Here is a 23,348-nt window from a genome sequence, read left to right on the forward strand (position 1 = left end):
GAGGCTGCGATCTTTTGACCTTCGGCTTGAAACTCAAGCGGTATCAAGGACAGATCGCAGCCTCGCTTCGCTCCTCAGCGCCTACAGGGAAAGCGTCAGTCTGCCTGATTGGCGCATCCATTGTGATCCTGTGCATCCGTTGAACCCTGTTCTAAGCTCACAGTCGTATCGTCACTGGTACGTCCGTACAACGCAAAGGAGTCTGCATGGCTGGTCCTCGAAGCAAAGTTTTGGTTGGCCTTGGCTTGTGTGCGTTGTTGGCCGGATGCGGTGATGAAACGCCCGAGGAAAAGGCCCTGCCGCGGGTTTTCGTGCAGGCAGCCGTGCCCACTGAATACGCGGCGTCGGTGACCCTCACCGGTGACGTCCAGGCTCGGGTACAGACCGATCTGTCGTTCCGCGTGGCCGGCAAGATCGTCGAGCGCAAGGTGGATGTCGGTGACCGGGTTTCGGCGCGACAGGTGCTCGCCCGGCTCGACCCCCAGGATCTGCAGACCCGCGTCGACTCCGCCCAGGCTCAGGTGGCCGCTGAACAGGCGCGGGTCAAGCAGAGTGCGGCGGCGTTCGTGCGCCAGCAAAAACTCTTGCCCAAGGGTTATACCAGCCAGAGCGAATATGACACGGCCCAGGCGCAACTGCGCAGCAGTCAGAGTGCGCTGACCGCTGCCCAAGCCCAGTTGGCCAACGCCCGCGAACAACTGAGCTATACCGCGCTGGTCGCCGAGGCCCCGGGCATCATCACGGCACGGCAGGCGGAGGTCGGCCAGGTGGTACAGGCCACGGAACCGATCTTCAGCCTGGCCCAGGACGGGGAGCGCGACGCCGTGTTCAATATCTACGAGTCACTGTTGCGTGAACCACCCTCGGACCCCGCCATCGTCATTAGCCTGCTGGACAACCCGGCCATCAAGACCACCGGTACGGTGCGCGAGATCACCCCGGCGGTTTCCGCCGAAACCGGCACCGTACAGGTCAAGGTGACCCTCGACGATCTACCCGAAGGCATGCGCCTTGGGTCGGTGGTCAGTGCCACCGCCAAGTCTGCCGGCAAGACCGCCGTGGAGCTGCCCTGGTCGGCGCTGACCAAGAACCTTCACGATCCTGCGGTGTGGCTGGTGGACGATGCAGGCAAGGCGCAGTTGCACAATGTCACCGTCGGCCGGTATCTCACCGGTAAGGTCATCATCAGCGACGGGCTCAAGGGGGGTGAGACAGTGGTCATCGCGGGTGGGCAATTGCTGCATCCCGGCGTGCGCGTAGAGATCGCCGAAAATACCCATGAGAAGTCCCCGACGGGAGTCCAGCCATGAAGCGTTTATGGATGGTCTCGTCTGCCTTGCTACTGGCAGCGTGCTCGAAGGAAGAGCCGCCACCTGAGCCGGTGCGCCCGGTGTTGTCCATCGAGGTTCGCGCGCTCGACCAGCAAGCCCTTGGGCGCTTCGCGGGCAGTATCCAGGCCCGTTACGAGACCAATGTGGGGTTCCGCGTGCCGGGACGGATCGCCAGCCGCAACGTCGATGTCGGCGCCGAAGTGAAGAAGGGCGATTTGCTCGCTACCCTTGACCCGACCGATCAACAGAACCAGTTGCGCGCCGCCCAAGGCGACCTGGCGCGGATCGAGGCGCAGTACATCAATGCCCAGGCTAATGCCCGTCGCCAGCAGCAGTTGTTCGACCGTGGTGTCGGTGCCCAGGCGCAATTGGACATCGCCCAGACTGATCTGAAAACCACCGCCGCTTCCCTGGAACAGGCCCGTGCCTCGGTGGAGCAGGCGCGCGACCAGCTCAACTACAGCCAGTTGCACACCGACCACGATGCAGTCGTCACGGCCTGGAATGCCGAGGCCGGGCAGGTGGTCACTGCCGGCCAGCAAGTGGTGACCCTGGCTCGCCCGGACATCAAAGAGGCGGTGATCGACCTGCCGGCCGGCCTGGCGGAGCGTCTACCCGCCGATGTTGTGTTCGAGGTTGCCGGGGAACTGGACCCGAGCATCCGCACGACCGCCACCGTGCGCGAGATCGAACCCCAGGCCCAAAGTGCGACTCGCACGCGCCGCGCACGTCTGACCCTGGGCGACACACCGCCAGGCTTTCGCCTGGGCACGGCCATCAGCGTGACCCTGAGCTCAACCATCGAGCCGCGCATCGAGCTGCCACGCAGTGCGTTGCAAGAGGTCGATGGCATCACGCGGATCTGGCTTGTCGATCCGCAGAGTCAGACCGTTTCCCCCCGTGAGGTGAGGATTCTCAGCCGCTCCACCGACTCGGTGCTGGTGGCCAATGGCATCAAGCCCGGCGACCGTGTGGTCAGCGCCGGTGTGAACAGCCTCCAGCCGGGGCAGAAAGTGAAACTCGACGAGGACGCACGATGAAAGGGCCTTTCAACTTATCCGAATGGGCCCTGCGGCATCAGTCGTTTGTCTGGTACTTAATGTTCGTCGCCCTGTTGATGGGGGTGTTTTCGTACATGAACCTGGGGCGCGAAGAAGACCCCTCGTTCACCATCAAGACCATGGTCATCCAGACCCGTTGGCCCGGCGCGACCCAGGAGGAAACCCTCAAGCTGGTCACCGACCGCATCGAGAAAAAACTCGAAGAGCTCGACTCCCTCGACTACGTCAAGAGCTACACCCGGCCAGGGGAGTCGACGGTGTTCGTGTACCTGCGCGATACCACCGGCGCCGAGGAAATCCCCGAAATCTGGTACCAGGTTCGCAAGAAAATCGACGACATCCGTGGTGACTTCCCCCAAGGCCTGCAGGGCCCGGGATTCAACGATGAATTCGGCGATGTGTACGGGTCAGTCTATGCCTTCACCGGCGACGGACTTTCGATGCGTCAGTTGCGCGATTATGTGGAGCAAGTGCGTGCCGAGATCCGTGAGGTACCTGGCCTGGGCAAGGTCGAGATGGTGGGCGAGCAGGATGAAGTCCTGTACCTGAATTTTTCGACCCGCAAGCTCGCCGCGCTGGGCATCGATCAGCGCCAGGTGGTGCAGAGCCTGCAATCGCAGAACGCAGTGACCCCCGCCGGGGTGATCGACGCCGGGCCGGAGCGGATTTCCGTACGCACCTCCGGGCAGTTCCAGTCGGAAAAGGACCTGGCCAACGTCAATCTGCGGCTCAATGATCGTTTTTATCGACTGGCCGACATCGCTGACATCCGTCGCGGTTATGTCGACCCCGCGACCCCGATGTTTCGCTTCAATGGCACGCCGGCCATCGGCCTGGCTATTGCGATGAAGAAGGGCGGCAACATCCAGGAATTCGGCAAGGCACTGCACGCGCGCATGAGCGAACTGACCGCCGATCTGCCAGTGGGCGTCGACGTGCATACCGTGTCGGACCAGGCGGAAGTGGTGGAGGAAGCGGTCGGCGGTTTCACCAGCGCGTTGTTCGAGGCGGTGATTATCGTGTTGGTGGTCAGCTTTATCAGCCTTGGTTTACGAGCCGGGCTGGTGGTGGCCTGCTCGATTCCGCTGGTATTGGCGATGGTCTTTGTGTTCATGGAATACAGCGGCATCACCATGCAGCGGATTTCCCTCGGTGCGCTGATCATCGCCCTCGGCCTGCTGGTGGACGACGCGATGATCACCGTGGAAATGATGGTCACGCGCCTGGAGAAAGGTGAAACCAAGGAGCAGGCCGCGACGTTTGCCTATACCTCAACGGCGTTCCCGATGCTCACGGGGACCCTGGTGACCGTGGCCGGGTTCGTGCCCATCGGCCTGAACGCCAGTTCTGCTGGCGAGTACACCTTTACCCTGTTTGCGGTGATTGCCGTGGCAATGCTGGTGTCGTGGATCGTCGCGGTGCTGTTCGCGCCGGTGATCGGCGTGCATATCCTCAGCACCAATGTGAAGCCCCACAGCGCCGAGCCGGGGCGGATCGGTCGAGCGTTCAATGGCGGCTTGCTGTGGGCGATGCGCAATCGCTGGTGGGCCATCGGCATCACCGTGCTGCTGTTTGTGTTGGCGGTGTTTTGCATGCGTTTTGTGCAGAACCAGTTCTTCCCGTCTTCGGACCGCCCGGAAATCCTGGTGGACCTGAACCTGCCGCAGAACGCTTCGATGGACGAGACGCGCAAAGCCGTTGATCGCCTGGAAGCGACGCTCAAGGGCGACCCGGACATCGAGCGCTGGAGCACCTACATCGGTGAGGGCGCGATTCGTTTCTACCTGCCGCTGGACCAGCAGTTGCAGAATCCGTACTACGCGCAGCTGGTGATCGTCAGCAAGGGCCTGGAGTCGCGCACGGCCCTCACCGAACGCCTGCAAAAGCGTCTGCGCGAGGACTTCGTCGGGATTGGCAGCTATGTGCAAGCCCTGGAAATGGGCCCGCCGGTAGGGCGGCCGATCCAGTACCGGGTCAGCGGCAAGGACATCGACCAGGTGCGCAAGCACGCCATCGAACTTGCCAGCGAACTGGACAAGAACAGCCACATCGGCGAAATCATTTATGACTGGAACGAGCCGGGCAAAGTGCTGCGTATCGACATTGCCCAAGACCGGGCACGGCAACTGGGATTGTCTTCGGAAGACGTGGCCAGGCTGATGAACAGCATCGTCAGCGGTTCGCCGGTGACCCAGGTCAATGACGATATTTACCTGATCAACGTGGTCGGGCGTGCCGAAGACGCCGAGCGCGGTTCGCCGGAGACCCTGCAGAACTTGCAGATCGTCACGCCGAGCGGCACCTCCATTCCGCTGCTGGCGTTCGCCACAGTGCGCTATGAACTGGAACAACCCCTGGTGTGGCGTCGAGACCGCAAACCCACCATTACTATCAAGGCCGCGGTACGCGATGAAATCCAGCCCACCGATCTGGTGAAGCAGCTGCAACCGGCCATCGATAAATTCGCTGCCGGCCTGCCGGCGGGCTACAAGGTCGCCACCGGGGGGACGGTGGAAGAAAGCAGCAAAGCCCAAGGGCCGATCGCCAGCGTCGTGCCGCTGATGCTGTTTTTGATGGCGACCTTCCTGATGATCCAGCTGCACAGCGTGCAGAAAATGTTCCTGGTGGCCAGCGTCGCGCCCCTGGGGTTGATCGGCGTGGTGCTGGCGCTGGTGCCGACGGGCACGCCCATGGGCTTTGTGGCGATTCTTGGGATACTTGCGCTGATCGGCATCATCATCCGCAACTCGGTGATCCTGGTGACCCAGATCGATGAGTATGAACGTGATGGGTACGAGCCTTGGGACGCGGTGGTGCAAGCCACCGAACATCGGCGTCGGCCGATCCTGCTCACAGCGGCGGCCGCGAGCCTGGGGATGATCCCGATTGCTCGGGAAGTGTTCTGGGGGCCGATGGCCTACGCGATGATTGGCGGGATCATCATCGCCACCCTGCTGACATTGCTGTTCCTGCCGGCGCTGTATGTAGCCTGGTACAAGATTCGCGAGCCGCAAAAATCATGAGGCTGCTCCCGTAGGAGCTGACGAGCAACGCGAGGCTGCGATCTTTCCCCAGACAATTGAGTCGCGAGCGAAAGAGTCAAGATCAAAAGATCGCAGCCTTCGGCAGCTTCTACATGCGCAACAACCGCAACCCATTGAACACCACCAGCAAGCTCACCCCCATGTCGGCAAACACCGCCATCCACATGGTGGCAACCCCGGCAAAGGTGAATCCCAGAAAGATCGCCTTGATCACCAGCGCCAACGCGATGTTCTGTTTGAGGATGATAGAGGTCTGCCGCGACAGGCGGATGAACGCCGGAATCTTGCGCAAGTCATCGTCCATCAGGGCAACATCGGCGGTCTCGATGGCGGTGTCGGTGCCCGCCGCCGCCATGGCGAAGCCGATCTCCGAGCGGGCCAGGGCAGGGGCGTCGTTGATCCCGTCGCCCACCATGCCGACCCGGTGACCCAAGGCATACAGGTCTTCGATGGCTTGCAGCTTGTCGCCCGGCAACAGATCGCCTCGGGCCTGATCGATGCCCACCTGCGCGGCAATCGCCTCGGCGGTATGGGCGTTGTCGCCGGTGAGCATCAAGGTCTTGATGCCCAGCTCATGCAACTGCTGGATGGCTTCGCGGCTGGAGTCCTTCACCGTGTCGGCGACGGCAAACAGCGCCAAGGGGCCTGAGTGATCGAGCAACAGCACCACGGACTTGCCTTGTTTTTCCAAGGCGAAAAGTTGCTCTTCGAGTTCGGGGGAGCACAGGCCCAGGTCCTCCACCAACCGGTGATTGCCCAAGTGGTAGGTCTGGCCGTTGATATCGCCGCGCACCCCGCGTCCCGGCAGCGCCGCAAAGTTATCCACAGGGTGCGGTGCCAGCCGGTTATCCACAGCTGCGTTGGCGATCGCGTGAGAGACCGGATGGTCGGAACGGGCGGCAAGACTGGCGGCCAAAGCGGGGGCGGCAGCTTCCACTGTCGGATCGAGCGCGAGGTAGTCGGTCTGCACTGGCTTGCCATGGGTGATCGTGCCGGTCTTGTCCAGGGCCAGATAATCGAGCTTGTGGCCGCCTTCCAGGTACACACCGCCCTTGATCAGAATGCCTTTGCGCGCCGCTGCGGCGAGGCCGCTGACGATGGTCACCGGGGTGGAAATCACCAGCGCACATGGGCAGGCCACCACCAGTAACACCAGTGCCCGGTAGATCCAGTCGAACCAGGTCGCCCCCATGAACAGCGGCGGGATGATTGCCACCGCCAGGGCGAGGGCAAACACCGCAGGGGTGTAGATTTTCGAGAACTGATCGACGAAGCGCTGGGTCGGGGCGCGAGCCCCCTGGGCCTGCTCCACGGCGTGGATGATCCGCGCCAGGGTGGAGTGGTCGGCTGCGGCGGTCACGGTGTATTCCAGTTCACCGGCCTGGTTGATGGTGCCGGCGAAGACCTTGTCGCCCACGGTTTTTTCCACCGGCAGGCTCTCGCCGGTAATGGGCGCCTGGTCGATGGTGGAGCGACCGGCAACGACGTCCCCGTCCAGACCCACCCGTTCGCCTGGGCGAACCCGCACCCGTGCGCCGAGGTTGATGGCCTTGACCGCTTGCACCTGCCAGCTGCCATCGGCCTGTTGCACGGTGGCTTGTTCCGGGGCCATCTGCATCAGGCCGCTGATGGCGTTGCGCGCGCGGTCCAGGGACTTGGCCTCGATCAGTTCAGCCACCGTGAACAGGAACATCACCATTGCCGCTTCCGGCCATTGGCCGATCAGCACCGCACCGGTCACCGCGATGCTCATCAGTGCATTGATGTTCAGGTTGCGGTTTTTCAGGGCGATCCAGCCCTTTTTGTATGTACCGAGACCGCCGCTGAGGATCGACACCAACGCCATTAGCGCTACGACCCACTCCGGCGCCGTGTTGGTGAAATGGACCACTTCGGCACCCAGGGCGGTGACACCCGACAGCGCCAGCGGCCACCAGGGCTTGGCCTGGGCGGGCAATTCGCTGGTTTCTTTTTCCTGGCCTGGGGCCAACGGCTCGGCCTGCATGCCCAGAGACTGGATCGCATCAATGATCGGCGAGTCGTTGGGCAAGTCGTGAGTCACGCCCAGCACGCGGTTGATCAGGTTGAATTCCAGTTGGTGCACACCTTCAAGTTTGCCGAGCTTGTTCTGGATCAGCGTCTGTTCGGTGGGGCAGTCCATGGCCTGGATGCGAAAACTGCTCAGCCGAGCGCCGTCCGTCGGGGCCTTGCCGAGCTTGACTACCGACGGTGCCGCTTTCGCAGAGCAGCAGGAATGCCCGTGGTCATGGCCGTGGTCGGGCTTGTGGGTGTGAATGGAATCGCTCATCGGGTTACGTCCGTGAAAAGTGCCTGTTGCACAGTAAAGACCCTGTAGCCACTATAGGGTCAAGCATCTGTTTTGGAGGCAACGCCATGAAGATCGGCGAACTGGCAAAAATCACCGACTGCCAGGTCGAAACCATTCGCTACTACGAGCGCGAAGGCTTGCTGCCGGAGCCGGCCCGCAGCGATGGCAATTATCGTGTCTACACCCAAGCTCACGCCGAGCGGCTGACGTTCATCCGTAACTGCCGCACTCTGGACATGACCCTGGAAGAAATCCGCAGCCTCCTGACCCTGCGTGACAGCCCCCAGGACCAGTGCGAAAACGTCAACGCGCTGATCGACGAACACATCCACCACGTCAAGGCGCGCATCGACGGTCTGCTGGCCTTGCAGACACAACTGATCGACCTGCGCCATCGTTGTGGTGAAGGGCCGGACCTGGATCAATGCGGGATCTTGCAGCGCTTGGAAGTGAGTGGAGCGGTGGTGCCGGAGGTGGAGCCTTCACATGTGGGGCGTAGTCATGGGCATTGAGAGCCCCTGCCTCGATCTTGAAATACATGCAAACCAATGTGGGAGCGAGCCTGCTCGCGATAGCGGCCTATCATTCAACGTCAATGTTGAATGTAATGGCGCCATCGCGAGCAGGCTCGCTCCCACAGGGATAATGGCGGCTCAGACCGCCATCGGCGCGGTCATCGGCGCGTGGTGCTGGTAGCCCTCGAGGGAGAAGTCGCTCGGCTCCACCAGTTCCAGCCACTCCGGCTGGTACACACCGGTCTTGGCGAACTCCGGCACGCGCTCGGAAATCACCAGTTTGGGCATCGGGAACGGCTCGCGGGTGAGCTGTTCGTTGAGCATGTCCAGGTGGTTTTCGTAGACGTGGGCGTCGCCGATGAAATAGGTGAACCAGCGTGGCGTGTAGCCGGTCAGGCGACCGATCAGGCTCAGCAGCGCGGCGCCTTCGGTGAGGTTGAACGGCGTGCCCAGGCCCAGGTCGTTGGAGCGGATGTAGAGGGTCAGGGAAATTTCCTTGGTCTCGACATTCGGGTGGAACTGGTAGAGCAAATGGCAGGGCGGAAGGGCCATTTCATCGAGCTGGGCGCAGTTCCAGCCGTGGAACAGGATCCGCCGGCTGCCCGGGTCCTTGATGATGGTGTCCACGCACTGGCGCACCTGGTCGATGGCTTTGTACAGCACCACGTAGGCCTGACCGTTTTCTTCGCCCTTGGCGATCTGCCGGTAACCCTGAGCCAGGGTTTGCTCGATGGCTGCCGGGTTGCTCACAGGGATCTGCTTGTAGGCCGGCCACTTGCGCCATTGCACGCCGTAGATCTCGCCCAGATCGTCTTCGCCCTGGCGAAACGGGTTGGCCAGCCATTGGGCGTTTTCGTTGGCGTTCTGATCCCAGACCTTGCAGCCCAGAGCACGGAATTGGGCGGCGTTGTTCACGCCGCGCAGGAAACCGCACATCTCGCCGATGGCCGACTTGAAGGCCATCTTGCGCGTGGTGATGGCCGGGAACCCGTCCTTCAAGTCATAGCGCAACATGGCGCCGGGAAAGCTGATGGTGTTCACACCCGTGCGGTTGGCTTGCTTGGTGCCGTTCTTGATGACGTGGGCCACCAGATCGAGATATTGCTTCATGGGTTACCTGTGTCCTTGAACCCGGGGCCAGCGCCCCGGGGTTCGAATTTAAATCTTGGCCGCCGCAGCCGGCGCACGATGATAGGCCAGCCAGATCAGCGCCAGGCCGCCGATGATCATCGGCAGGCACAGCAACTGGCCCATGGTCAGCCAGTTCCACGCCAGGTAGCCGAGTTGGGCGTCTGGTACGCGGACGAATTCAACGATGAAACGGAAGATCCCGTAGAACAGCGCGAACATGCCCGACACCGCCATGGTCGGCCGTGGCTTGCGCGAGAACAGCCACAGGATGGCAAACAGTGCCACGCCTTCGAGCGCGAACTGGTACAGCTGCGAAGGGTGACGGGGTAGCTGCGCCGGGTCGCTGAACGGTGGGAAGACCATCGCCCATGGCACGTCGGTGGCCTTGCCCCACAATTCGGCGTTGATGAAATTGCCGATGCGCCCGGCCCCCAGGCCAATCGGCACCATTGGGGCGACGAAGTCCATCAGCTCGAAAAACGATTTGTTGTTGCGTTTACCGAACCACAGCGCTGCCAGCATCACGCCGATGAACCCGCCGTGGAACGACATGCCGCCCTTCCAGACTTCGAAGATCAGCGTCGGATTGGCCAGGTACGCACTCAGGTCGTAGAACAATACGTAACCCAGGCGTCCGCCGACGATCACGCCCATGGATAGCCAGAACACCAGGTCCGAAAGCTTTTCCTTGTTCCAGGTCGGATCGAAACGGTTGAGCCGGCGCGACGCCAGCAGCCAGGCGCCGCCGATGCCGATCAGGTACATCAGGCCGTACCAGTGGATTTTCAGCGGGCCGATGGCCAGGGCCACCGGATCGATCTGCGGGTAAGGCAGCATTGATATTCCTCGTAAACGTCAACAATATCCGGGCGACGCTGCCACCTCGGGATTAAGCCAGGATTGCGTCAGAGCAGAAAACTCAAGCCCACGCTGAACAGCAAAGCGGCGAACAGCCGTTTGAGCAAGCGCGGTGACAGGCGATGGGCCAGTCGCGCGCCAAAGCGGGCGAAGACCATGCTCGTCAGGGCGATGCCCAGTAGCGCCGGCAAATAAACAAAACCGAGACTATGAGCCGGCAGCAGCGGATCTTGCCAGCCCAGAATCATGAAACTTAATGCACTGACCAGGGCAATCGGCAACCCACAGGCCGATGAAGTCGCCACGGCCTGTTGCATCGGCACGCTGCGCCAGGTCAGGAACGGCACGGTCAGCGAGCCGCCGCCGATGCCGAAAATCGCCGAGGCCCAGCCGATCACCGTCCCCGCCACGGTCAACCCGACCTTGCCCGGAACTGTGCGGCTGGCCTTGGGCCGCAAGTCCAGACCCAGCTGTACGGCGATAATCAGGGCGAACACGCCGATGATTTTTTGCAGGTTCGGGCCGGAAATCGCTTCGGCAGTGACGGCTCCGAAACCGGCACCGATCAGAATGCCAACGGTCATCCAGGCAAAAATCGGCCAGCGCACCGCGCCTTTGCGCTGGTGCTCGCGCACGGCATTGACCGAAGTGAAGATGATCGATGCCAGGGACGTGCCGACCGCCAGGTGCGTCAACACCAGTGGGTCGAAGCCCTGCAAGGTAAAACTGAATACCAGCACCGGGACGATGATGATTCCGCCACCCACGCCGAACAGTCCGGCCAGCACGCCGGCACAGGCGCCGAGCAGCAGATAGAGCACAAATTCCACCAGCGTCCCTCGCCCATCCTCGAAACAAGAGCGGCATGGTAACGGATCCATGGCCTTGGGCTCCACTCAAGACGATGGATGCCGGGGCGATGTCTGGGTAGAGTGAAACCCACAACAGCTGTGCTCGGCTTTATTTTCAATGGGACTACCTGATGTGCCTGATCGTATTTGCCTGGCGACCTGAACACTCCCAGCCGCTGATCGTGGCGGCCAACCGCGACGAATTCTACGCGCGCCCGACCTTGCCCCTGGCGCAATGGCCTGACGCCCCTGATGTGCATGCCGGGCGCGATCTGGAAGCCGGGGGGACCTGGCTTGGCGTCGGCGCCGATGGCCGCTTCGCTGCCCTGACCAACATTCGCGACCCGGGCCAGCCGCCGGGCTTCAAGTCCCGTGGCGAACTGGTGGCGCGGTTTTTGAGCGGAAATCTTTCAATTGCCGATTATTTGAGCGAAGTCGTACCCCGTGCCAGCGAGTTTGGCGGGTTCAACCTGCTGCTCGGGGATGGTACTGAGCTATGGCATTTCAACGCCCGCGATACCCAGCCACAGCGACTGGCCGAAGGTGTCTACGGTTTGTCGAACGCCGGGCTGAATACACCATGGCCCAAGCTGCTCAAGGCCCGGGCGGCGCTGGTCGAGGTACTGGACGATCCGCAGCCCCAGGCCTTGTTGGCGCTGCTCAATGACCCGCAGCCGGCCCCGGTAGCCGAACTGCCGGACACCGGCGTGGGGCTGGCGACCGAGACGCTGTTGTCGAGTGTGTTCATCGCCAGTCCTGCTTACGGGACGCGAGCGAGTACCGCGCTGATTGTCCATGCCGATGGGACGCGGCATTTGGTCGAGCGCAGTTTTGGGCCGCTTGGGGGGCATTTGGGGGAGGTTGAGCTTAAGGTCTGATTTTGCGCTGTCATTGCTGGCCTCATCGCGAGCAGGCTCGCTCCCACATGGGATCTCGGTCACTCACAAAGCTTGTGGTCACTGAAGATCTACTGTGGGAGCGAGCCTGCTCGCGATGGAGGCACTGAAATGTCAGAGGGTCTTGTTCGAAGCCGGATTGATCATCCGCGCCAACCCAAGGTTCTTCAGCGCCAGTTGCAAGGAGCTGTGGATCACCTGCGGGTTATCGATCGTCATCACTTCGGCCAGCAGCTCCTGGGCCTTGCTGAGGTTGATCTGACGCAGCATCCACTTCACTTTCGGCAGGTTGGTGGCGTTCATCGACAGACTGTCAAAGCCCATCGCCATGAGCAGCACCGCCGCCGCCGGGTCCCCGGCCATTTCGCCGCAGATGCTCACCGGCTTGCCTTCGGCATGGGCATCGCGGACCACGTTCTGCAGGGCTTGCAGCACCGCCGGGTGCAGGTAGTCGTACAGGTCGGCGACCCTCGGGTTGTTGCGGTCCACGGCCAGCAGATATTGAGTCAGGTCGTTAGAGCCCACCGACAGGAAGTCCACCTGCCGGGCCAGTTCCTTGGTCTGGTACACGGCTGCCGGAATTTCGATCATCACCCCGACTGGCGGCATCGGCACGTCGGTGCCTTCGTCGCGCACTTCGCCCCAGGCCCGGTGGATCAGGTGCAAGGCTTCTTCCAGCTCATGGGTGCCGGAAATCATCGGCAACAGGATGCGCAGGTTATTCAGGCCTTCGCTGGCCTTGAGCATGGCGCGGGCCTGGACCAGGAAGATTTCCGGGTGGTCGAGCGTCACACGTATTCCGCGCCAGCCCAGGAACGGGTTGTCTTCCTTGATGGGGAAGTAGGACAGGGATTTGTCCCCGCCGATGTCCAGGCTGCGCATGGTCACCGGTTGCGGATGGAAGGCGGCCAATTGTTCGCGATAGATCGCCAGCTGTTCCTTTTCGCTGGGGAAGCGCTGGTTGATCATGAAAGGTACTTCGGTGCGGTACAGGCCCACGCCCTCGGCGCCGCGCTTCTGCGCCCGGGCCACGTCGGCCAGCAGGCCGGTGTTGACCCACAGCGGCATGCGGTGGCCGTCGAGCGTCACGCAAGGCAGGTCCCGCAGCGCATCCAGGCCCAGGGACAGTTGCTTTTCTTCCTCCACCACATCGGCAAATTGTTTGCGCAGCAACTCGGTGGGGTTGGTGTAGACCTCGCCGTGGTAGCCATCGACGATCATCTGGATGCCGTCGACCTTTGAATACGGCAGGTCCACCACGCCCATGACCGTCGGAATGCCCATGGCGCGGGCCAGGATCGCGACGTGGGAGTTGCCCGAGCCCAATACCGAGACCAGCCCCGCAAGTTTGCCCTCAGGCACCTCGCCGAGCATGGCCGGGGTCAGTTCTTCGCTGATCAGGATGGTGTTATCGGGATAGACCAGGGTCTGCTGACGTTCCTGCTGCAAGTAGGCCAACAGCCGGCGGCCGAGGTCCTTGACGTCGGAGGCGCGCTCGCGCAGGTAGGCGTCGTCCATCAGTTCGAAGCGGTTGACGTGGTCGGTCACCACCTGGCGCAACGCACCCTGGGCCCACTGACCGGTTTTGATGACCGTGGTCACCTCGCTGCCCAGGGAGGCGTCGTCGAGCATCATCAGGTAAACGTCGAACAGCGCGCGTTCTTCGGGGCGCAGCTGCGTCGCCAGTTTTGCCGACAGGGCGCGCATGTCGGCGCGCACGCCCTCGATGGCCGTCTTGAACAGCGCCAATTCGGCGGTGATATCGCTGATGGTCTTGTCTGGCACTACGTCGAGGTCGGCGGGAGGCAACATGACCACCGCCGTACCCACTGCCGCGCCTGGAGACCCTGGCACGCCGACGAACTTGGCTTCCTGGATGCCCTTGCCCTGGCGTCCCAGGCCGCTGATCGACCCGGTGGCTTCGGCGTGGGCGATAACCCCGGCCAATTGCGCGCTCATGGTCACGAGGAAGGCTTCTTCACCTTCGTCGAACTGGCGACGCTCTTTTTGCTGGATGACCAACACGCCGACGACACGGCGGTGGTGGATGATCGGCGCCCCGAGGAACGAGGCGTAGCGTTCTTCGCCGGTCTCGGCAAAATAACGATAGCGGGGGTGATCCGCGGCATTTTCGAGGTTCAGCGGTTCTTCGCGCGTGCCGACCAGACCGACCAGACCTTCATTGGGCGCCATGCTGACCTTGCCGATCGAGCGCTTGTTCAAGCCCTCGGTGGCCATCAGCACAAAACGGTTGGTCTCTGGGTCCAGCAGATAGACCGAGCAGACCTGGCTGCCCATGGCCTCTTTGACGCGCAATACAATAATCCCCAACGCCGCCTTGAGATCCTTGGCGGAGTTAACTTCCTGGACGATCTTGCGCAGCGTATTGAGCATGGCTCGGGGTCGAACTCCGTCGTCAGTCGCGCGTCAGCAGGCGCGGGGCAAGCTCTTTGAGGGCGCGTCGGTATACCTCGCGCTTGAATGTCACCACCTGGCCCAACGGATACCAATAGCTGACCCAGCGCCAGCCATCGAACTCCGGTTTACCGGTCAAATCCATCCGCACCCGCTGCTCGTTGGAGATCAGGCGCAGGAGAAACCATTTCTGCTTCTGGCCGATGCACAGCGGTTGGCTATGCGTTCTGACCAGACGTTGCGGCAAACGATAGCGCAACCAGCCCCGGGTGCAGGCGAGTATTTCGACATCTTCTCGCTCAAGCCCCACTTCTTCGTTCAACTCGCGGTACAAGGCCTCTTCGGGCGTCTCCTGAGGGTTGATCCCACCCTGGGGAAACTGCCAGGCGTCTTGATTGATACGGCGAGCCCATAGCACCTGCCCTGCATCATTCGTAAGAATGATCCCCACATTGGGTCGGAAACCATCGGGATCGATCACGGCAACAACCTCGCAAACGCATGTCGCCGCATTGTTCCACAAAGGTTGTGAAAGCAGCAACGAGCCTTCCTACCTTATGTGCACTCTTGTGAAAAGTCCGTATTCTGGACGCCTTTCTTCAGATTCTTCAGCGAGTAACTGCAATGCGGCTGGCTTTATTCGACTTGGACAACACCTTGCTGGGCGGCGACAGTGACCACGCCTGGGGCGATTACCTGTGTGAGCGCGGCTTCCTCGACGCCGTTACGTACAAGGCGCGTAATGATGAGTTCTATCAGGATTACCTGGCTGGCAAGCTCGACAACGCCGAGTACCTGAATTTTTGCCTGGAAATCCTTGGCCGCACGGAGATGGAGGTGCTGGCACAGTGGCATCTGGACTACATGCGCGACTGCATCGAACCGATTGTGTTGCCACAGGCGATCGAGCTGTTGAGTCAGCACCGTGAGGCCGGCGACAAGCTGGTGATCATCACCGCCACCAATCGCTTCGTCACCGGGCCGATCGCCGAGCGTCTGGGCGTTGAAACCCTGATCGCCACCGAGTGCGAAATGATCGATGGGCGCTACAGCGGGCGCAGTACGGATGTCCCGTGCTTTCGCGAGGGCAAGGTGACCCGGCTGAACCGTTGGCTGGAAGAAACCGGGCATTCGCTGGAGGGCAGCTACTTTTATAGTGATTCGATGAACGATCTGGCATTGCTGGAGGTGGTGACGCATCCGGTGGCAGTGGATCCGGACCCGAATCTTAAGGCCGAGGCCGAGAAGCGGGGTTGGCCGGTGATTTCGTTGCGCGGCTGAGATTGTTATCGCGAGCAGGCTCGCTCCCACAGGGGATGTGCGTTGTTCACAAAATTCCTGTGGGAGCGAGCCTGCTCGCGATAGGGGCGACTCGATTTTAAATCTTAAACCGGCTTGGCCCCCATCAACCCCGCAATGGCGACAAAGCAGACAACACTGAACAGCGCCAAGGCAAAGGTAAATTTCCCGCTACCTCCAGGCGCCTTGCGCAGTTTGTTCAACCGCACCAACAGCCAGAACCCCGCCAGCGCCGCCACGGTGTAGAGCACACTGGAAGCCAGCAACCAGGTCTGCCCCAGCGGCCAGCCGATCTGATGCACCATCCACCACCCCGTGAACGGCAGGCTCGCCAACGCGAGGGCCATCACCAGCCAGACAAACACCCGCGGGCGTTGCAGTGTGCGCGCGGCCGCCGTGGCATCGCCGTTGCGGCGCGTTCTCCAGACCCAGATGGCCAGCCCCAGGGCACCCGCCAAGAGCAATACCGTGGCGACGACATGGGCGATCTTCAGCGCGGTTAACGTTTCCATCGTTGGATTTCCTTAAGTCTTGCTCAATAGCTTAGCCCCTGTGGCGAGGGAGCTTGCTCCCGCTTGGGTGCGAAGCGCTCACCGCTTTTCTTGGGGCCGCTTCGCGACCCAGCGGGAGCAAGCTCCCTCGCCACAGGTCGCAATCGCGGAGTTCACCCCAAGAACAACTGGTACGCCGGGTTATCGCTTTCATCCCAGTACGGGTAGCCGATTTCTTCCAGGGCTGCCGGTACCAGATGACGTTCATCGTGCGGTACTTGCAGTCCCGCCACCACACGACCATCTGCCGCACCATGGTTGCGGTAGTGGAACATCGAGATATTCCAGCGTCCGCCTAGCTTGTTGAGGAAGTTGAACAGCGCCCCCGGACGTTCCGGGAATTCGAAGCGCAGCACGACCTCGTCGATGACATGGGCCGCATGCCCGCCCACCATGTGGCGAATGTGCAGTTTGGCCAGTTCGTTGTCGGTCAGGTCCACCACCGGGAAGCCTTGCTCGGTCAGGCTGGCGATCAGCGCGCTGCGCGGGTCGTTTTCCGGGTGCGTTTGCACGCCCACGAAGATGTGCGCTTCGCTGCCCGTGTTGTAGCGATAGTTGAACTCGGTGATCTGGCGCTTGCCGACGGCTTCGCAGAAGGCCTTGAAGCTGCCTGGCTGCTCGGGAATGGTCACCGCGATGATAGCCTCGCGGCCTTCGCCCAGCTCGGCACGCTCGGCCACGTGACGCAGGCGGTCGAAGTTGACGTTGGCGCCGGAGTCGATGGCCACCAGGGTCTGTCCGCTGATGCCGCGCGATTCGACGTATTTCTTGATTCCTGCCACGCCCAAGGCCCCGGCAGGTTCGGTGATCGAGCGGGTATCGTCGTAGATATCCTTGATGGCCGCGCAGATTTCGTCGGTGCTGACGGTGATGACTTCATCCACGTAGTGCTTGCAGATGTCGAACGTGTGCTGGCCGATCTGCGCCACGGCAACGCCATCGGCAAACAGCCCCACGGTTGGCAGCACCACCCGCTCTCCCGCAGCCATGGCAGCTTGCAGGCAATTGGAATCGTCCGGTTCGACGCCGATCACCTTGATCTCTGGCCGCAGGTATTTCACGTAGGCCGCGATCCCGGCAATCAGCCCGCCGCCGCCCACTGGGACGAAAATCGCATCCAGACGCCCCGGATGTTGGCGCAGGATCTCCATCGCCACCGTGCCCTGCCCGGCAATGGTGTGGGGATCGTCATAGGGGTGAATGTAGACGTAGCCCTTTTCGTCGACCAGTTTCAGCGAATAGGCCAGGGCTTCGGGGAAAGAATCGCCGTGCAACACCACTTTGCCGCCGCGGGAACGCACGCCCTCGACCTTGATTTCCGGGGTGGTCTTGGGCATCACGATGGTGGCTTTGACGCCCAGCACCTTGGCCGCCAGGGCCAGGCCCTGGGCGTGGTTGCCCGCCGAAGCCGTGACCACGCCGCGTGCGCGCTCTTCGTCGCTGAGCTGGGTCAGCTTGTTGTAGGCGCCGCGAATCTTGAACGAGAACACCGGCTGCAAGTCTTCGCGCTTGAGCCAGATGTTGTTGCCCAGCCGCTCGGAGAGCTGGCGGGCAGTCTGCAATGGGGTTTCCACGGCAACGTCGTAAACGCGCGAGGTGAGGATCTTTTTGACGTACTGTTCAAGCATCGGAAAGCATCACTGGGCGGGTTGGGCAGGGCCAAGGAGTCTAACCCGGCTTTTGGCTGGGCGACCACACGAATCCCAAGGTTTTGTTGGGTTATACTCGCGTCCCTCTTTACTCCCCGTCCGCTTTCGGAGCCCGCATGACCCAGGATCAACTCAAACAGGCCGTGGCCCAGGCCGCTGTCGACCTCATCCTCCCGAAACTGGATGACAAGAGCATCGTTGGGGTCGGCACCGGCTCGACGGCCAATTGCTTTATCGACGCATTGGCGCAGCACAAAGGCGCGTTCGACGGCGCGGTCGCCAGCTCCGAAGCCACCGCTGCGCGCCTGAAGGGCCATGGGATTCCGGTCTATGAGCTCAATACCGTGAGCGATCTGGAGTTCTACATCGACGGCGCCGATGAAAGTGACGCGCACCTGAACCTGATCAAGGGCGGCGGCGCGGCCCTGACCCGTGAGAAGATTGTCGCGGCTGTGGCCAAGACCTTCATTTGCATCGCCGACGCCAGCAAACTGGTGCCAGTGCTCGGTGCGTTCCCGCTGCCGGTGGAAGTCATCCCGATGGCCCGCAGCCACGTGGCTCGCCAACTGGTGAAACTGGGCGGCGACCCGGTGTACCGCGAAGGCGTGCTGACCGATAACGGCAACATTATCCTGGATGTCCATAACCTGCAGATCACTAACCCGGTGGAGCTGGAAAGTCAGATCAACGCCATCGTCGGTGTGGTCACCAATGGCTTGTTCGCGGCTCGCCCGGCGGATGTGTTGTTGCTGGGAACTGCTGAAGGGGTGAAGACCCTGCGGGCTGAGTAAGCAGGTGGCATAACCTGCTCTTTGAGTGAAGCAGTCCCTGTGGGAGCGAGCCTGCTCGCGATAGCGGTCTACCCGACACATCCATGTTGGCTGATGCACCGCCATCGCGAGCAGGCTCGCTCCCACATTGGTTTTTTTGGTGGATCAAGGCTGCGGTTTCTTGAAGACGTAGAACAGGTTCGGCTCGCTGACCAGATAGAGGTTGCCATCGTCATCCATGGCAACACCCTCGGCCTGAGGGACGGTTTTCTGTAGCCCTTGGCGGCCCTTGCTCAACGACAGCGTGCTCAACGGTCGGCCGTCTATATCCAGCTCGAGAATCAATCGCGACTCATCGGACAGCGCCAGTAAATGGCCGCTGCGCTCGTCGTATTGCAGGCTCGAAAGATCGCGGACGAACAGTCCGGCATCGCGCTTGGGGTTGTTGATGACATGGACAGCGTAGGATTTGTCCGGTTTGTGGTGGGGAAAGCCCCGCACTTCATAAATCAGCATCGGATCGCGCTCCTTGGCCACGAACAACCGTTTGCCCACTGAGTCGTAGGCCAACCCTTCGAACCCTTTGTTACCGTTCAGGTGCAGGCCAAGCGTCATTTGCTCTGCGTCGGCCGCGTCGAGGAATTGGGTATCGTCGTCCAAGTGAATCTTGATCAGCCGCTGCTGACGCTCGTCAGTGATGACGTAAATGTCCTCGCTGATGAACTCCACCGCTTCCGGGTCGCCGAAGCCAATCAGGGCGATGCGCCTAAGGATCTTGCCGTCCAGTGACAGTTCGATCAGTTCGGCATTCTTGTTGGTAACGGTAAAGAGGCTCTTGCGGATCGGGTCGTACGTCAGCGCCGAAACGTCATTGTTCAGGCCTTCGATCACCTGCGCCTCGACCGTAACCCGATACTGGTCCAGCGCAATGGCCTGCTCGCTGGGGGGCTGCCAGAGGGCGTTGAAATTGAACCAGGCGCGCTCGAACAGGCGCAGGTATTGAGCGGCTGCGATCACAGCGATCAGCACGATGGTTATCAGCAGCAGGATCAAGGGCTTCGGGCGGGCAAGTCGACGCATGTGGGTGGGCTCGGATGAGAACAGGTGGTTGGAAATACCACGGCTGCCTGAACTGAAGCTTAATGGCCGGATGCCACACCCTACAGCGAAGGATGAATTGCCTTACAGAGTTGCGCTATCAGCGTTGTTTTTCGAAACGATAGAACAGGTTCGGCTCGCTGACCATGTACAGGTTGCCCACCTCATCGAGGGCTACGCCTTCGGCACGGGGGATCGTGTCCTTGATGCCGTTGAAACCGCCCAGCAACGTCATGAAGCTGACCTGTTCCCCTGTATCGTCCAGCTCCAGCAACAGATGGGAGTCGGCCGACAGCAGCAGCGAGTGCCCCGTGCGAGGATCGATCGCCAGCGCCGAGAGGTTGCGCAGGTCCAGCTCATCGCTGGCATGGATCTGTTTGTCGCCCTTGAGCAGCTGGCTGCCGTCACTTTTCCAGGTGAACAACGCCGGTGGACGCTCCTCACCCAAGGTCAACTGCTGGTTACGTGGATCCCAGGCGACGCCTTCGAAGCCCTTGTTCTGGTTCTTTGACGGGCCGAGATCGTAGTGAGGGAAATCCGTGCTGTTCAGTTCGCGAGTATCGGCATCGACCTGGATGATCGACAACGTGTGTTTTCGTTCATCGGTAATGGCCAGTAGACCATTCTCCATGTAGGCCACGCCTTCAGGATTGCTCCAGCCCACCAACGGCATTTTGCGCAGCACGTCACCCTGCAGGGTGAGTTCCACCAGAAACGGGTGCTTACCCATGATCGCGAACAGGGTTTTGGTCTGTGGGTTATAGGTCAGGTCGGAAGCTTCATCCTCTTCCATTCCAGGCAGGACCTTGGCGTCAATCACCGCATGGTAGTCCGGCAACCAGATGCTTTCCTGGCGCTGGGCGGGGCTTTCGAGACGTTCCGATGCCCACAGCAGGCCCCGGTCATCCCAGTGCATGGCATACGCCAGCCAGTAAAAGGCCCCGGCCGCTAAAAGTGACCAGGCATACCAGGGCAGCGCCAGGCGGGAGCGGCGGACGCGGTTGGAAGAGGGCTGTGCAAGGGGCGTGGCCATCAGGGGCATTCCAGATAAGTCGGATTCGGAAAATGGCTGGCTCAGATGCCGCATTCCCTGGGATTATCCGGATGGCATGTGAAAAAACAGTAAAACCTAGGTCTCGGGAAAGCTGGATACCTGTGGGAGCGGGCTTGCTCGCGAAGGGGGCGTCAGATTCAACATCTATGCTGACTGTTATATCGCCTTCGCGAGCAAGCCCGCTCCCACATGATTTCTAGCGGATCACAAAACCGAGTTAGCGAACGCTGCTTTCGAAACGGCTCGCGCCTGGCAATTCCAGTACCAGTTCATCCCCGACGTTCAACGGTCCCACGCCCGCCGGAGTGCCAGTGAGGATCACGTCGCCGGCCTGCAATGAGAAGCAGCCAGCCATGTACTGGATCATCGGCACGATGGGGTTGAGCATCAGGCTGCTGTTGCCGTCCTGGCGCACTTCACCGTTGATGGTCAGGCGAACCGGGATGTCGGTCAGATCGGCAAAGGTACCATTGGATACGAAAGGTGCGAGCACCGCCGCACCGTCGAAGGATTTGGCGACCTCCCAGGGCAAGCCCTTGGCCTTGAGCTCGGCTTGCTTGTCCCGCAGGGTGAGATCCAGGGCCGGGGCGAAGCCGGAGATGGCATCCAGCACTTCCTCGGCACTGGGCCGGGTCGACAGTGGCTTGCCGATCAGCACGGCAATTTCAGCTTCGTAGTGCACTGCACCACGGTCGGCGGGGATGCTGAAACCGCCTTCCAGCGGCACCGCGCAGCTGCCAGGCTTGATGAACAGCAGGGGTTCGGTGGGTACAGGGTTATCCAGTTCCTTGGCGTGTTCGGCGTAGTTGCGGCCAATGCACACGATTTTTCCCACCGGGAAATGAATACGGGTACCGTCGACATACTGGTGCTGATAGCTCATTACCGACTCCTGCTTCTGGGATTCATCAGGTATTTTTTTGCGTTAAACCGCGAAAATCTTGCCCGGATTCATGATGCCGTTCGGGTCGAATACGGCTTTGACGGCCTTCATGTATTCGATTTCTACCGGCGAGCGACTGTAGGTCAGGTAATCGCGTTTGGTCATGCCTACGCCGTGTTCTGCGGAGATCGAGCCGTTGTATTTCTCGACGGTTTCAAAGACCCATTTGTTCACGGTCGCGCACTTGGCGAAGAAATCGTCCTTGCTCAGGTTCTCTGGCTTGAGGATGTTCAGGTGCAAGTTGCCGTCGCCGATGTGGCCAAACCAGACGATTTCGAAATCCGGGTAATGTTGGCCGACGATAGTGTCGATGTCGCGCAAGAACCCCGGGACTTTCGAGACGGTGACCGAGATGTCGTTCTTGTACGGCGTCCAGTGGGAGATGGTTTCCGAGATGTACTCGCGCAACTTCCACAGGTTTTGCAGTTGGGTTTCGCTTTGGCTCATCACCCCATCGAGTACCCAGCCCTGTTCTACACAGTGTTCGAACGTTTCCAGGGCGTGGTTGGCGACTTCTTCGGTGGTGGCTTCGAACTCCAGCAGAGCGTAGAAGGGGCACTCGGTTTCGAATGGCGCCGGTACGTCGCCCCGATCCAGGACCTTGGCCAGGGCCTTGTCGGAGAAGAATTCGAACGCCGTCAGGTCCAGCTTGCCCTGGAAGGCATGCAGTACGGGCATGATCGAATCAAAATCGGCGGTGCCCAGGACCATGGCGGTGAGGTTCTTCGGAGCCCGGTCCAGGCGCATGGTGGCTTCGACCACGAACCCGAGGGTGCCTTCGGCGCCGATGAACAACTGCCGCAGATCGTAGCCAGTGGCGTTCTTGATCAGGTCTTTGTTCAGTTCCAGAAGGTCACCTTTACCGGTGACGACTTTCATGCCGGCTACCCAGTTGCGGGTCATGCCGTAACGAATGACCTTGATTCCGCCGGCATTGGTGCCGATGTTGCCGCCAATCTGGCTGGAACCGGCCGAGGCGAAGTCCACCGGGTAGTACAGACCGTGCTCTTCAGCCTTGTTCTGCAGTTGTTCAGTGACCACGCCTGGCTGGCAGACGGCTGTGCGATCGGTGAGGTTCACGTCGAGAATCTGGTTCATGTAGTCGAATGACACGACCACTTCGCCGTTGGCCGCCACGGCTGCGGCGGAAAGCCCGGTACGCCCGCCCGATGGCACCAGCGCGACCTTATGCTCATTGGCCCAGCGCACAATGGCCTGAACCTGTTCGATGGTCTTGGGGAAGACGATGGCGCTCGGCGCCGGGGCGAAGTGCTTGGTCCAATCCTTGCCATAAGCGTTCAGGGAGTCGGCATCGGTCAAGACTTTGCCAGGCTCAACCAGGGTCTTCAGCTCATCTATCACGGCAGGATTGGTCATCGACAGAACTCTCGAACAATTCATGGTCATCCTGAGAACGCTTCACGTCGCAGGAATGAGTGTTTAGCGGGGTGCGTATGCTAGCATACCGACCCCGCAGCGTAGTGCCCATTGGCTGTTCTGCGGCGACGGCTGTCATGCCGGTCGGACCAGCATGCGCTGTCCGATTCCCTGCC

At 61.1% G+C, this 23,348-nt stretch carries 19 protein-coding genes; 7 read left to right on the top strand and 12 right to left on the bottom strand.

Going from position 1 to position 23,348, the window contains the following annotated elements; genetic code table 11:
- Positions 1–206: 206 nt before the first annotated feature.
- The 3 genes from BMY45_RS23070 to BMY45_RS23080 are packed head-to-tail and all read left to right on the top strand — an operon-like array spanning position 207 to position 5,415.
- Positions 207–1,310 carry an efflux RND transporter periplasmic adaptor subunit gene (locus BMY45_RS23070; RefSeq protein ID WP_092401972.1) on the top strand — a complete coding sequence of 368 codons (1,104 nt, stop codon included), beginning with the start codon at positions 207–209 and terminating at the stop codon, positions 1,308–1,310.
- Complete coding sequence (locus tag BMY45_RS23075; RefSeq protein ID WP_092401975.1) at positions 1,307–2,371, top strand: efflux RND transporter periplasmic adaptor subunit; 1,065 nt, start codon at positions 1,307–1,309, stop codon at positions 2,369–2,371. Before BMY45_RS23070 ends, BMY45_RS23075 begins: the two co-directional genes overlap by 4 nt.
- Entirely contained in the window at positions 2,368–5,415 is a 3,048-nt protein-coding gene (locus BMY45_RS23080) for an efflux RND transporter permease subunit (protein WP_092401979.1), read from the top strand. The genes BMY45_RS23075 and BMY45_RS23080 overlap by 4 nt, the downstream gene beginning before the upstream one ends.
- A gap of 109 nt (positions 5,416–5,524) precedes the next feature.
- Here BMY45_RS23080 and BMY45_RS23085 read toward each other — a convergent pair whose 3' ends face one another.
- Positions 5,525–7,744 (bottom strand): heavy metal translocating P-type ATPase, encoded by a 2,220-nt coding sequence (locus BMY45_RS23085; protein ID WP_092401982.1) that lies wholly within the window; start codon positions 7,742–7,744, stop codon positions 5,525–5,527.
- Between the two features lie 86 nt (positions 7,745–7,830).
- Between BMY45_RS23085 and cadR the strand changes: the two genes are divergently transcribed.
- Positions 7,831–8,277 (top strand): Cd(II)/Pb(II)-responsive transcriptional regulator, encoded by a 447-nt coding sequence (gene cadR, locus BMY45_RS23090; RefSeq protein WP_092401985.1) that lies wholly within the window; start codon positions 7,831–7,833, stop codon positions 8,275–8,277.
- A gap of 141 nt (positions 8,278–8,418) precedes the next feature.
- On the opposite strand, the gene BMY45_RS23100 is transcribed toward cadR, so the two are convergent.
- The 3 genes from BMY45_RS23100 to BMY45_RS23110 form a co-directional block, all read right to left on the bottom strand.
- Positions 8,419–9,390: a thymidylate synthase gene (locus BMY45_RS23100; protein WP_092401991.1), complete on the bottom strand. Its 972-nt coding sequence runs from the start codon at positions 9,388–9,390 to the stop codon at positions 8,419–8,421.
- 48 nt (positions 9,391–9,438) lie between these two features.
- The gene (gene lgt, locus BMY45_RS23105; protein ID WP_076383259.1) at positions 9,439–10,248 is read right to left on the bottom strand and encodes a prolipoprotein diacylglyceryl transferase; all 810 of its coding nucleotides are present in this window, start codon (positions 10,246–10,248) and stop codon (positions 9,439–9,441) included.
- A 68-nt stretch (positions 10,249–10,316) separates the two neighbouring features.
- Positions 10,317–11,099, bottom strand: coding sequence for a sulfite exporter TauE/SafE family protein (locus tag BMY45_RS23110; protein WP_092401994.1), 783 nt, complete (start codon positions 11,097–11,099; stop codon positions 10,317–10,319).
- A 152-nt stretch (positions 11,100–11,251) separates the two neighbouring features.
- Between BMY45_RS23110 and BMY45_RS23115 the strand changes: the two genes are divergently transcribed.
- A complete protein-coding gene (locus tag BMY45_RS23115) occupies positions 11,252–11,998 on the top strand; it encodes an NRDE family protein (protein ID WP_092401997.1) in 747 nt (248 codons plus the stop codon).
- A 132-nt stretch (positions 11,999–12,130) separates the two neighbouring features.
- Here the strand turns inward: BMY45_RS23115 and ptsP are convergent, their stop codons facing one another.
- Together ptsP and BMY45_RS23125 are read right to left on the bottom strand one after the other, a co-directional pair.
- Complete coding sequence (gene ptsP, locus BMY45_RS23120; RefSeq protein WP_092402000.1) at positions 12,131–14,410, bottom strand: phosphoenolpyruvate--protein phosphotransferase; 2,280 nt, start codon at positions 14,408–14,410, stop codon at positions 12,131–12,133.
- A 22-nt stretch (positions 14,411–14,432) separates the two neighbouring features.
- The gene (locus BMY45_RS23125) at positions 14,433–14,912 is read right to left on the bottom strand and encodes an RNA pyrophosphohydrolase (RefSeq protein WP_003186867.1); all 480 of its coding nucleotides are present in this window, start codon (positions 14,910–14,912) and stop codon (positions 14,433–14,435) included.
- Positions 14,913–15,055: 143 nt separating this feature from the next.
- On the opposite strand from BMY45_RS23125, the gene BMY45_RS23130 reads away from it, so the two are divergent.
- Complete coding sequence (locus tag BMY45_RS23130) at positions 15,056–15,712, top strand: histidinol-phosphatase (RefSeq protein WP_092402003.1); 657 nt, start codon at positions 15,056–15,058, stop codon at positions 15,710–15,712.
- 104 nt (positions 15,713–15,816) lie between these two features.
- Here the strand turns inward: BMY45_RS23130 and BMY45_RS23135 are convergent, their stop codons facing one another.
- Complete coding sequence (locus BMY45_RS23135) at positions 15,817–16,242, bottom strand: DUF2269 family protein (protein ID WP_092402006.1); 426 nt, start codon at positions 16,240–16,242, stop codon at positions 15,817–15,819.
- A 152-nt stretch (positions 16,243–16,394) separates the two neighbouring features.
- A complete protein-coding gene (ilvA, locus tag BMY45_RS23140; RefSeq protein ID WP_092402009.1) occupies positions 16,395–17,909 on the bottom strand; it encodes a threonine ammonia-lyase, biosynthetic in 1,515 nt (504 codons plus the stop codon).
- Between the two features lie 137 nt (positions 17,910–18,046).
- Here ilvA and rpiA point away from each other — a divergent pair, with 137 nt between their 5' ends.
- Entirely contained in the window at positions 18,047–18,721 is a 675-nt protein-coding gene (gene rpiA, locus BMY45_RS23145; RefSeq protein ID WP_030140525.1) for a ribose-5-phosphate isomerase RpiA, read from the top strand.
- A gap of 144 nt (positions 18,722–18,865) precedes the next feature.
- Here rpiA and BMY45_RS23150 read toward each other — a convergent pair whose 3' ends face one another.
- The 4 genes from BMY45_RS23150 to BMY45_RS23165 all read right to left on the bottom strand — a co-directional run bounded on the left by BMY45_RS23150 (position 18,866) and on the right by BMY45_RS23165 (position 23,172).
- Positions 18,866–19,780 (bottom strand): SdiA-regulated domain-containing protein, encoded by a 915-nt coding sequence (locus BMY45_RS23150; protein WP_092402012.1) that lies wholly within the window; start codon positions 19,778–19,780, stop codon positions 18,866–18,868.
- A 118-nt stretch (positions 19,781–19,898) separates the two neighbouring features.
- Positions 19,899–20,831 carry an SdiA-regulated domain-containing protein gene (locus BMY45_RS23155; protein ID WP_092402015.1) on the bottom strand — a complete coding sequence of 311 codons (933 nt, stop codon included), beginning with the start codon at positions 20,829–20,831 and terminating at the stop codon, positions 19,899–19,901.
- Between the two features lie 238 nt (positions 20,832–21,069).
- Positions 21,070–21,735: a fumarylacetoacetate hydrolase family protein gene (locus BMY45_RS23160; RefSeq protein WP_092402018.1), complete on the bottom strand. Its 666-nt coding sequence runs from the start codon at positions 21,733–21,735 to the stop codon at positions 21,070–21,072.
- A 42-nt stretch (positions 21,736–21,777) separates the two neighbouring features.
- Entirely contained in the window at positions 21,778–23,172 is a 1,395-nt protein-coding gene (locus BMY45_RS23165) for an FAD-binding oxidoreductase (protein ID WP_092402021.1), read from the bottom strand.
- Between the last annotated feature and the right edge of the window lie 176 nt (positions 23,173–23,348).

The sequence above is a fragment of the Pseudomonas sp. NFACC39-1 genome, assembly GCF_900110355.1.
Taxonomy (GTDB): domain Bacteria; phylum Pseudomonadota; class Gammaproteobacteria; order Pseudomonadales; family Pseudomonadaceae; genus Aquipseudomonas; species Aquipseudomonas tehranensis.